The organism is Pseudomonas sp. W2I6 (assembly GCF_030815935.1).
GTDB lineage: Bacteria > Pseudomonadota > Gammaproteobacteria > Pseudomonadales > Pseudomonadaceae > Aquipseudomonas.
The window spans coordinates 4,906,880-4,918,171 of record NZ_JAUSXJ010000001.1 but is presented as its reverse complement, the minus strand read 5'-3'; the positions used below and the strand labels follow the sequence as shown (position 1 = coordinate 4,918,171).

Annotated in this window: 9 protein-coding genes; 1 reads left to right on the top strand and 8 read right to left on the bottom strand. The window is 61.2% G+C overall.

Annotated elements, in window-relative coordinates; all coding sequences use genetic code 11:
- Window positions 1–702 precede the first annotated feature (702 nt).
- From QF039_RS22695 to QF039_RS22660, 8 genes are all read right to left on the bottom strand, one after another.
- On the bottom strand, window positions 703–1,032 hold the full coding sequence (locus QF039_RS22695; protein WP_172834602.1) for a GlpM family protein: 330 nt from the start codon (window positions 1,030–1,032) through the stop codon (window positions 703–705).
- 18 nt (window positions 1,033–1,050) lie between these two features.
- The gene (locus QF039_RS22690; protein WP_003208736.1) at window positions 1,051–2,391 is read right to left on the bottom strand and encodes a sigma-54 dependent transcriptional regulator; all 1,341 of its coding nucleotides are present in this window, start codon (window positions 2,389–2,391) and stop codon (window positions 1,051–1,053) included.
- Entirely contained in the window at window positions 2,388–4,289 is a 1,902-nt protein-coding gene (locus tag QF039_RS22685) for a sensor histidine kinase (protein ID WP_003208735.1), read from the bottom strand. The genes QF039_RS22690 and QF039_RS22685 overlap by 4 nt, the downstream gene beginning before the upstream one ends.
- A gap of 200 nt (window positions 4,290–4,489) precedes the next feature.
- Entirely contained in the window at window positions 4,490–5,224 is a 735-nt protein-coding gene (locus tag QF039_RS22680; protein ID WP_003208734.1) for an amino acid ABC transporter ATP-binding protein, read from the bottom strand.
- Window positions 5,221–5,892, bottom strand: a complete 672-nt coding sequence (locus tag QF039_RS22675; protein WP_003208733.1) for an amino acid ABC transporter permease — start codon at window positions 5,890–5,892, stop codon at window positions 5,221–5,223. The genes QF039_RS22680 and QF039_RS22675 overlap by 4 nt, the downstream gene beginning before the upstream one ends.
- Window positions 5,892–6,638, bottom strand: coding sequence for an amino acid ABC transporter permease (locus tag QF039_RS22670; protein WP_003208731.1), 747 nt, complete (start codon window positions 6,636–6,638; stop codon window positions 5,892–5,894). Before QF039_RS22670 ends, QF039_RS22675 begins: the two co-directional genes overlap by 1 nt.
- Window positions 6,639–6,833: 195 nt before the next feature.
- Entirely contained in the window at window positions 6,834–7,760 is a 927-nt protein-coding gene (locus QF039_RS22665) for a glutamate/aspartate ABC transporter substrate-binding protein (protein ID WP_008433481.1), read from the bottom strand.
- A gap of 336 nt (window positions 7,761–8,096) precedes the next feature.
- The gene (locus QF039_RS22660) at window positions 8,097–10,421 is read right to left on the bottom strand and encodes a TonB-dependent siderophore receptor (RefSeq protein ID WP_307520819.1); all 2,325 of its coding nucleotides are present in this window, start codon (window positions 10,419–10,421) and stop codon (window positions 8,097–8,099) included.
- Between the two features lie 125 nt (window positions 10,422–10,546).
- Between QF039_RS22660 and QF039_RS22655 the strand changes: the two genes are divergently transcribed.
- Window positions 10,547–11,269 (top strand): tetratricopeptide repeat protein, encoded by a 723-nt coding sequence (locus QF039_RS22655; RefSeq protein ID WP_307520817.1) that lies wholly within the window; start codon window positions 10,547–10,549, stop codon window positions 11,267–11,269.
- Window positions 11,270–11,292: the final 23 nt, after the last annotated feature.

Below are 11,292 nucleotides of genomic sequence, written 5' to 3'. Positions count from 1 at the left end.
TCCGGCATTGCTCCGCGGGCCGCCGCGACGGGCCATCCATGGCCCGGCGCGGCTAAACCGGCGTCCTGCCGGTTTACCCGCTCCGCAATACCTGCGTTCGGCCTCGGGCTTATTGGGGCAGTCAGATCAAGATCAAGATCAAAAGCACGGCGGCCTGAGAGCCGACCTGAGTGTTAAAAGCCAGATCAAAAACCAGAGCGAAAGCAGAGCCGCTTTTCTGTAGGAGCTGGCTTGCCGGCGATGCAGACAACTCGGTGTATCAGGCACACCCAGTTGATGCCATCGCAGGCAAGCCCGCTCCCACATTTGGACCGTGCCCGCTTTAGATTTTGATTTGGCTTTTGCTCTTCAACACTCAAGCCGGCCGGTAGGCCGCTGTGCTGTTGATCTGCTTTTGATCTTGATCTTAGGCGCCCCGTTAAACCACGCTGGCCGAACGCAGGCTTTGGAGCGTGGGTAACCCGGCAGGACGCCGGGTTAGCCGTCCTGGGCCAAGGATGGCCCATGACGGCGGCCCACGGTCCAAAGCCGGAGTGCGGGCACTCCGAGCCTAAGCGAGGAGCCGAGTGGTGGGGCAAGAGCGTTTTGCTTACTTTTGCGCTTTTCAAAAGTGAGCCGCTGTAAGAGCGGAACCAATAGCGGCCGTTACCTAAATAACGGATATACACACCCACCCGGCTCCGCATCTTTGATAGGTGTATGTCAGGCGTGTACCCGGACCCAAACGCTGACCAAAATCGTAGCCGCCATCAACCACGCCACCGCCGCCACCGCCAGCGAAGCCTCCAGACGCATCCGGTCAACCATCACATACAACGTCGCCAGGTACACAAAGTACGGAATGATCGACCACATCCCGAACACGATGGTGGTCTTCAAATCCTCCACCGAACGACCCTTGCCGACAATGTAATGCGCGATCAGCGCGAACGTCGGAAACAGCGGCACCAACCCTGCAATGTAATAATTCTTGGTCTTGGCCAGTGCGGCCAGGATCAGCACCACCCCCGCACCCAATGCTGCCTTCAACAATAAATCCACAATGCGCTCCTAGTGGCTCAGCCCGTACTTCTTGACCTTGTCGAACAACGTGGTCTTGGCCATCCCCAGTTCCTGGCTGGCCTGGGTCAGGTTGCCGCCGCTGCGTTGCAAGGCATCGTTGAGCAGGTTGCGCTCGAACGCCTCCACCGCTTCGGTAAAGGCCAGCCCATGGTTGCCGCTGCTGGCGCCGCTTTTCTTGAACGCCGGCAAACCGAGGGCAAACCGCTCGGCCACGTTGCGCAGTTCACGCACGTTGCCCGGCCAGTCATGGCTCATCAGGCTGGACAGGGTCTGGTTGTCGAGGTCCGGCGCGGTGCGGTCGAAACGCAGCGACGACTGCTGCAGGAAGTGTTCGAACAACTGCAGGATGTCTTCGCGGCGTTCACGCAGCGGCGGCAGTTCCAGGGTCACCACGTTGAGGCGGTAGTACAGGTCGCTGCGAAACTGGTTGGCGCGGCTCAGGTCGTCGAGGTCGGACTTGGTCGCGGCGATCACCCGGCAATCCACCGCCACGCTCTGGTTCGAACCCAGGCGTTCCAGGGTGCGTTCCTGCAACACCCGCAGCAGCTTGATCTGCAGGTTCATCGGCATGCTTTCCACTTCGTCGAGGAACAGCGTGCCTTCGTGGGCGTGTTCGATCTTGCCGATGCGGCGCTTGCCGGCACCGGTGAACGCGTTGGCTTCGTGGCCGAAGATTTCGCTTTCGAACAGGTTCTCCGGCAGGCCGCCGCAGTTCAAGGCGACGAACTGGTGGGAGTGGCGCCGGCTGAAATCGTGCAGGCAGCGCGCGACCAATTCCTTGCCGGTGCCGGTCTCGCCCTCGATCAACACGTTGGCCGAGGTGTCGGCGACGTTGGCGATCAATTCCCGCAGGTTCTGCATGGCCGGAGAGCGACCGATGATCCGGCCTTCCAGCGAATCGCGCTCGGCCAGTTGCCGGCGCAGCGACCAGACTTCCCGGGCCAAACCGCGTTGTTCCAGGGCGCGGCGGGCTACGTCCACCAGGCGCTCGGGAGAGAAGGGTTTCTCCATGAAGTCATAGGCGCCGTTGCGCATCGCGCCCACGGCCATGGAGATATCGCCGTGGCCGGTGATCAGCACCACCGGCAGGCTTTTATCCAGGGCCTTGAGCCGGGTCAGCAACTCCAGGCCGTCGATACCCGGCAGGCGAATATCGCTGATGACGATGCCGGCGAAGTTTTCACCGACGAGGGTCAGGGCCTCTTCGGCACTGCCCACGCCCACGCTGGGAATGTCTTCCAGGGCCAGGGCTTGCTGGCAGCCGAGCAATACATGGGGGTCGTCTTCGACGATCAGGACGGTCAGGTCGGTGGTTTTTTCTGCGTTCATTTCGACTCGACTTGTTGAGGGCTCGCCAGCGGCAAACTCAGGACAAAGGCAGTACCACCGCTGGCCGGATGCTCGACGGCGAGGTTGCCGCCGGTCGCCGCCGCGAGGCTGGCCGACAGCGTCAGGCCGAGGCCCAGGCCTTGTTCGCCGGGTTTGGTGGTAAAGAACGGTTCGAACAAATGCTTGCGGGTCTCGGGATCAATCCCGTGGCCGTTATCGCGCACCCGCAGGCGATATTTGCCGTCGGCGATGTCGCCTTCCAGCCACAGTTCGGGGGCCGGTTGCGCCTGCATCGCGTCCAGGGCGTTGCCCATCAGGTTGACCAGGATCTGCTCCAGGCGTGTCTGGTCGATCTGCAACTGCGCGCTGCTGAAGTGGCGGTGCACCGTCAGCGGCAGGGTCTCCAGGCGACTGCCGAGGATCTGGAACGTAGCGTCCACCGCCTTGCCCAGATTGGCTTCGCCCTGGTCATCGCCACGCCGGGCAAAGGAGCGCAGGCTGGCGGTGATGCGACCCATGCGGTCGATCAGTTCGTTGATGGTCTTGAGGTTGGCACTGGCGGTGTCCAGCGCCCCACGCTCAAGGAAGCGCACGGTGTTGCCCGACAGGGTACGCAGGGCGGCCAGTGGCTGGTTCAATTCATGGGCGATGCTGGTGGACATCTGGCCGATGGCCGCGAGTTTGCCGGCCTGCACCAGTTCGTCCTGGGCCCGGCGCAAGGTTTCCTCGGCCTGGCGCCGCTCGCGAATCTGGCTCTTGAGCCGCTCGTTGCTGGCCCGCAGGTCGGTGGTGCGTTCGGCAATCCGTCGCTCCAGCTGGTTATTGGCTTCCTGCAGGGCTTCCCGGGCGGCGAGGCGGGTGGCAATCACCTTGCGGCGCTCGTTCCAGGCAATCAGCAGGAATGCCACCAGCGCAAAGGCTACGGCCACCAGGATGCCCTGGTTGATGGCGGCCCGGCGCAGGTCGTTCAGCGGGGTGAGCAGGGTGAAATTCCAGGGGGTGTCGTTCAGTGGGCGGGTCTGGGCCAGGTAGCTGACCTCATGCTCGTCGGCCACCACTTCGCTGTTGGCCGGGAAGGTCAATTTCTCGGTGCCTTCGTTGAGGCGTTCGCGGGCCAGTGGTTCCAGCTCGTTGAGCGTCGCCCAGTAGTATTGCAGGCTGTGGGCGAGGCGGTCCTTGGTGTCATCGCTCAATGGCCGCACGGACTTGAGGCGACGGGCCGGGTCGCTGGAGAGAATGATGATGCCATTCTCGTCACTGACGAAGGCCTCCAGGCGCGCCCGCTGCCAGCGCTCTTCCAGCGCTTCCAGGCGTACCTTGACCACGGCGACGCCGATGATCTTGCCGTGTTCTTCCAGGCCATGGGCCAGGTAATAGCCGGGTTCGCCGTTGGTGCTGCCGATGCCGTAGAACCGGCCGGGCTGGCCGCGCACGGCATTCTGGAAATAGGCACGGAAGGACAGGTCTTCACCCTGGTAACTGTCGGCATCGCGCCAGTTACTGGTCGCCAGCACACGGCCGGTGGTGTCCATCACGTAGATCGCCCGGCTGCGACTGCGCCGGTTCAGGCCTTCGAGGTAGTCGTTGACGGTTTTGCGGGTTTCTTGATTCGGGTCGGCCAACAGCCTGGAGACGCTGGATTCCAGCTCCAGGAGACTGGGCAGGTAGGTGTATTTGCTGAGTTCGCTCTCGACGGTGCGGGCGTGCAGTTCCAGCTGGCGTTCGCCGGTATCGCTGAGGGTGCGGATCCCATAGAACTCGCTGATCCAGAAGCCGACGTAACCCAGTCCGATCATCAGGGCGATGATCAGCGGCGGCAGGAACAATTGGCGAATCAGACGAGGCTTCACGGCAAGTGATGGCGGCGCGGCGCGAAAGAGGTTGGGGTCGCATTTCATCACAGATGCCTTGGGTCAACCAGAGCTGCCAGCTTGCGCGGTCACGTGTGGGAGCAGGCTTGTGTGGGAGCTGGCTTGCCTGCGATTGCATCACCTCGGTGTAGCTGACACATCGAGGCGCCTGCATCGCGGGCAAGCCCGGCTCCCACACAAGCCAGCTCCCACACAAGCCCGGTTTTCACTGGGGAGCAGTGGTGCTTTTAGTGCTGCAGGATTTTCTCGAGGAAGTGCTGCGCACGCTCGGAGCGGGCGCTGATGTCGCCGAAGAATTCCTCTTTCGGGCAGTCTTCGATGATCTTGCCGGCGTCCATGAAGATCACCCGGTCGGCTACCTTGCGGGCGAAACCCATTTCGTGGGTCACGCACATCATGGTCATGCCTTCCTGGGCCAGTTGCACCATCACGTCGAGCACTTCGTTGACCATTTCCGGGTCGAGGGCCGAGGTCGGTTCGTCGAACAGCATGACGATCGGGTCCATCGCCAGCGCACGGGCAATCGCCACACGCTGTTGCTGGCCGCCGGAAAGCTGGCCCGGGTGCTTGTGGGCGTGAGCCGACAGGCCGACGCGCTCCAGCAGTTGCAGGCCCTTCTTGGTGGCTTCTTCCTTGCTGCGGCCCAACACCTTGATCTGCGCGATGGTCAGGTTTTCGGTGATGGTCAGGTGCGGAAACAGCTCGAAGTGCTGGAACACCATGCCGACGCGCGAGCGCAGTTTCGGCAGGTTGGTCTTCGGGTCGGCAATGGAGGTGCCATCGACCACCACGTCGCCTTTCTGGAACGGTTCCAGGGCGTTGACGCACTTGATCAGGGTCGATTTGCCCGAGCCGGACGGCCCGCACACCACGATCACTTCGCCTTTTTTAACCTCGGTGCTGCAATCGGTCAGCACCTGGAAGTCGCCATACCACTTGTTGATATTCTTGATAGAGATCATACGGCAAACCTTTTTTGCAGACGCTTGACCAGCAGCGAGGCGGAAAAGCTGATGATGAAGTAGACGACACCGGCGAAGATCAGGAACTCATTGGAGCGGCCGATGATGTCGCCGTTGGAGCGGGCGGAGTTGAGGAAGTCCACCAGGCCCACGGTGTAGACCAGCGAGGTGTCCTGGAACAGGATGATCGACTGTTGCAACAGCAACGGGGTCATCTTGCGGAACGCCTGGGGCAGGATGATCAGGCGCATGGTCTGGCCGTAGGTCATGCCCATCGCTTGCGCCGCGGCCATCTGGCCCTTGGGGATCGACTGCACGCCGGCCCGCACGATTTCGCAGAAGTACGCCGCCTCGAACATCATGAAGGCCACGACGCAGGAGGTGAACGCACCGATCGGGGTGTCTTCGCCGGTGATCCAGCGCAGCACGAACGGCACCGCCAGGTAGAACCAGGTGATCACCAGCAGCAGCGGGATCGAGCGGAAGTAGTTCACGTAGGCGCCGGCCAGGCGCGACAGCAGTTTGCTGGACGACAGGCGCATCAGCGCGAGGATCGTACCCAGGATGATGCCGCCGACCACGCCCATGACCATCAACTGCAAGGTCATGACCATGCCGTTCCACAGGCCCGGGATGGCGGGGATGATGCCGCTGAAATCGAAGTCCATTATTTACCCCCCACGGAGATCAGGCCGGGCACGGCGACTTTCTTCTCGACCACGCGCATCAGCAGCATCAGGCTCATGTTCAGGGTGAAATAGATCAGCGTGGCCAGGGTGAAGGCCTCGAACAGGTTGGCCGAGAACTCGGCGGTCTGTTTGGTTTGCGCCAGCAGTTCCATCAAGCCGATCAGGGACGCCACGGAGGAGTTCTTGAAGACGTTGAGGAATTCCGAGGTAAGCGGCGGAATGATGATCCGGTAGGCCTGGGGCAGCAGCACGTTCCAGTAGATCTGCGGCAGCTTGAAGCCCATGGCGCGCGCAGCGGATTCCTGGCCCCGTGGCAGCGCCTGGATGCCGGTACGCACTTGTTCGCACACCCGGGCAGCGGTGAACAGGCCCAGGCACACGACAACGCTCAGGTAGGCCGAGGTGGTCGGGTTGAGGTCTTGTTTGTACCAGTCCTGCAGGTTCTGCGGCAGCAGGTCGGGTATCAGGAAATACCAGATGAACAGCTGAACCAGCAGCGGTACGTTGCGAAACAGTTCCACGTAGCAGGTCGCGATGCCCGATACGATGCGGTTTGGCACGGTGCGCATGACGCCCAGAATGGACCCCAGCAGCAAGGCGATGATCCATGCCACGACGGCGATGGCAATGGTCCAGCCCAAGCCGGCGATGTACCAGTCGAGATAAGTCTCGCTGCCCACGCCGGTGGACTTGAAGAACACGCCCCAGTCCCAGTTGTAATTCATTAGGGTCTCCCCTCGAGATCGATCGATGTACAAGCACCCGCTTGGGGAAGATCCTTTCCCGCCCGACGGTGAACGCCAGGCACACGCGATCGGCTCGAAAACCGCCAGGTCGAGTGTTCCAAAATTAAAGCCAGCAGGTAGCAACAGACGCCTGAGGGAGGGTTGGCTCCCTCAGGACATAAGCTTAGTCAGGTATCAGATTTTTACGTCAGGCGCTGGCTTGTCGCTTGGGTTGGCGATCAGATCCTTGACCTTGTCGCTCATCGGGAAGTTGAGGTTCAGGCCTTTTGGTGGAATCGGGCTCTCGAACCACTTGCTGTAGATCTTGTTGATCTCGCCGGACTTGTACAGGCCGACGATCGCGTCATCCACGGCCTTCTTGAAGGCTGGGTCGTCTTTGCGAACCATGCAGGCGTAGGCTTCGAAGGACTGTGGAGTACCGGTGATGACCCAGTCGTCCGGCTTCTTGGCCTTGGCTTCTTCACCGGCCAGCAGCGCGTCGTCCATCATGAAGGCAACGGCGCGGCCGCTTTCCAGCATCTGGAAGGACTCGCCGTGGTCCTTGGCGGAGATGACGTTCATGCCCATCTGCTTGTCGGCGTTCATCGCCTTGATGATGCGCTCGGACGTGGTGCCGGCGGTGGTCACGACGTTCTTGCCTTTCAGGTCGGCGAAATCGCTGTAGGACGGCTTGCCTTCCTTGTCTTTCTTGACCAGCAGGCGGGTGCCGATTTCGAAGATATTGACGGTGAAGTCAACCTGCTGGGCGCGTTCGGCGTTGTTGGTGGTGGAGCCGCACTCGATATCCGCGGTGCCGTTCTGGATCAGCGGGATACGGGTTTGCGAGGTGACCAGGTTGTACTTGGTCTTCAGGTCGGGTTTGTTCAGGTCTTTTTTCAGGGCTTCAACGATAGCCAGCTGAATGTCGTGGGAGTAGCCCACGGGTTTGCCCGAACCATCCGCGATATAGGAAAACGGAATGGAGCTGTCGCGGTGAGCGAGAGTGATCGTGCCGGAGTCGTTGATTTTCTTCAGTGTGCCGGTGAGTTCGGCGGCGAAAACTGGAGTGCTGATCAGAGCAGCAGCGATAGCTGCGCCCAGGATATGGGGAACGATGCGCATCAATACTTCCTCGACATTTGTTTTTTTTATGAGACCGGTTGGGACGGCCACGTTTTTATATAAACAGTACTGCGAAAGCCTGTGACGGCTCCTGAGGCGCCTCAGGCAATCGCCTACGAGTGTAGAGCATGAGTCGTGCCAGACCAGAAATAAAAGGTTAACCATATGATTTATATAGAGATTAACTTTGTGTTACGGGTTTTTTCTCCTGTTTTGGTCCGGCAAACCGAATAGGTTGAGCTATGGCGTTCGGAAAACCGAATGGCGGCGTGGGCCTGTATCGCCCATGAAAAAGCCCCGGGAGTGTGGCTCCCGGGGCTTTTGGGTGTGGCTCTGTCAGAACGTATAGTCGGCCGACACCACTGCCGCGCGGCCATCGCCGGGCACTGCCCAACCGTTGTTGCGGATACGGGTGAGGTACTCCTTGTCGAACAGGTTGTTGATGTTCAGCTGCAGGTTCAACTGTTTGTTGACCTTGTAACCGAGCATCGCACGCTGCACCGCATAGCCGGGGGAAGTCGGCGAGTTGGCGGCGCTGACCAGGTACTGCTTGGTTTGCGCCGTGATGCCGTAGCCCACCTGGAAGTCGTAGGGCAGGTCGTACACCGTCCAGATGCTGGCTGCATGTTTGGGGGTGAAGGTCAGCGGCTCGCCTTTCTGCACGTCGATGCCGGTGGTCGCCAGGGTGTAATCGCTCGCGCTGCGCAGCACACGAGTGTTCAGGTAGGTGTAGTTGGCGAAGACCTTCCAGCGGTCAGTCAGCTGACCGCTCAGGCCCAGCGCCACACCGTCTGCACGTGCCTTGCCGTCGAGGGTCTGGGTGCCGCTCAGGTTGCTCGGGTCGTTGTCGGCGACTTTATAGTTGGTGCGGTCATTGCGGAAGATCGCGCCCGTCAGCGACAGGGCGTTGTCGAGCAGGTCCCATTTGGTGCCGATCTCATAGCTGACGGCGGTTTCCGGGGAAACATCGCAGTTGTTGGTGGCGATGCCTGAGCTTTTGGCCGGGGTGTAGCAACCCCCATTGACGCTGGCCTGGGACGGCGTCTTGCTGTTGCCGTAGGCGATATAGAAGCTGCCGTTTTCCACCGGTTTGTAGACCAGCGCCAGGCGGTAGGAGGTCAGGTCATCCGCCTGGCCGTAGCGAGTGCCGGGCGTTTCCACGCCAGTGCTGGAATAGGCATTGGTCACCGAGCTGCCGGCGTTGTGCTCGTAACGCAGGCCGCCGTTGATTTCCCACTGTGGGTTGAGCTTGAGCGTGTCGAAGGCATAGACGGCGCGGTTGTTCAGCGCGCCGTCAATGTGGGCGGCCCGGGTGAAGTTGACGGGGCCGGACCATTCGGAGTTCGGATCGCTGTAGCTGACCGGTGGTGGGACGATGGTGCTGCCGTTGGCGTTGGTCAGCCATTTACCGGTATCCGCCTCGTATTCCTCGCGGCTGATGGCGATGCCGGTCACCAGCGTGTGGTCGATGAACCCGGTGCTGAAGTGGCTGGTGACGTCGGTCTGGTTGGTGAACATCTTGTTCTGGGTGTTGCGCTCGTTACCCAGTGAGCCGCCGCTTGGCTGGAAGTAGCCTGGCTGCAGGCCTGCGGCGCAAGGGGCGCCGGTGATCTGGGTGCCGCTGGCCAGGCAGCCGGTCAATGCACCTTCGGGGCCGGAAGCGCGCAGGTCCTGGCGCACCCGCTCGACGCGGGTGAAGTTGCGCACCGAGACGGCGTCGTTGAAGTCGTGTTCGAGCTTCAGGCTGAACGAATCCGAGGTGATTTGCTGGTCATTGATGTTGTGGTAGCCGTAGTAGTCGCTCCAACCCACGCCCGGCATGGGCTTGCCGTTGTAGATCGGGATGCCGTACTGCGGCGTGTTGTTGTCTTTCTGGTGCTCGTAACTGACGGTGACGCGTGTCGGCGTGCCCAGGCCAAACGCGATGGAGGGCGCGATGCCCCAGCGTTCGTAATCTTCATAATCGCGGCCAGGTACGTCGTTACCATGGGCCATCAGGTTCAGGCGGAACGCGGTGGTGTCGTTCAGCGTCTGGTTGGTGTCCAGGGTGGTGCGCTTGTAGTTATCGGTGCCGATGCCCGCACTGATGGTGGTTTTGTCGCGTAATTCCGGCTGTTTGCTCACCAGGTTGATGGTGCCACCGACCGCGCCGGAGCCGGAATACACCGAACTTGCGCCGCTGACGACTTCGACCTGCTCCAGGTTGAACGGGTCGGTGCGGCTGTACTGCGCGCTGTCACGCACGCCGTCTACGTAGATGTCGCCGCTGGCGGAGAAGCCGCGCAGGTTGATGCTGTCGCCATACCCGCTGCCGCCTTCGCCGGCCCCGAAGGTGATCCCCGGCACGGTGCTGAGCACGTCGCGCAGGGTCAGCAGGTTCTGGTCATGAATGACTTCCTTGGGCACCACCGTGATGGTCTGCGGCGTGTCGCGCAATGGCTCGGTGTACTTGGGGGAAGAAGGCGCCACAGGGTTGTAGACGCTCTGGCTCGGGGCCTGGCCTTCGATGCTGGTCGCGCCGAGTTGGATGACCCCTGTGTTGTCTTCTGGTGCGGGCTCCGCCGCGTAACTGAATCCTCCTTGCGCAGCCACTGCCAGGCCCACTGCCGACGCGAGCAAATGCCGCGATGAGAGGGGGGCAGAACTGATGCCGGTAGCCATTGAGTAATCTCTTGTTAGTGTTAGTGAGATGCGATCGTAATTGATAAGCGATCTCAAATGTAATACTTTGTAACCAAATAAATCATGAAACTTTTTGCGGTCCTTGATCGCTACTCGGGGCAGGAATGCAGAGCGCACAGCCAGGCCGCGAGCCCTCGGATATCGGTGATAACCCGCGTGCCTATGTGCGCTGGGTGATGCATGCGGCACAGCTGGGAGATGCCGACGCACAGGCGACCCTGGCCCAGCTGCTGCTCGACGGTCGTGGCGTGCAGAAGGATGAGGCGCTGGGGTTGAGCTGGTTTCGCATCGCTGCGCGGCAGCGTCACCCCATGGCAATCAACATGATCGGGCGCTGCCTGGAGAATGGCTGGGGCTGCGAGGTCGACTTGGAAGACAGTGCGCGGCATTACCGCAAGGCCGCCGATCTGGGGCTGGATTGGGGTTTGTATAACTACGGCCAGTTGCTGACGCGTGGCCGTGGTGTGGAGCGTGACCTTGTCGCGGCATATGAACTGTTCCGCCAGGCTGCGGCCAAGGGGCACGCCAAGTCGATGAACCTGTTGGGTCGGTTCCACCATGAAGGCGTGGTGGTGCCCAAGGATGTTCAACTGGCGCGCCAGTGGTATCAGCGCTCAGCCGAGGCCGGGGATTTCCGCGGGCAATACAACCATGCTGCGGAGCTGGCTCACGACGGCGACGAAGTGCAGGCCTGCCTATGGTTGGAGCGGGCTCTCGCGACGGCCACGCCAGGCTTTTTGCAGGCGGCTTATCCCGTGTTGCTGGGCTCTGCCTTCAGCGGGATTCGTGAAATGGGCCTGCGCTATCAGCGTCATCTGCAGGCATGAAAAAGCCCCTGGACCTTTCGGTG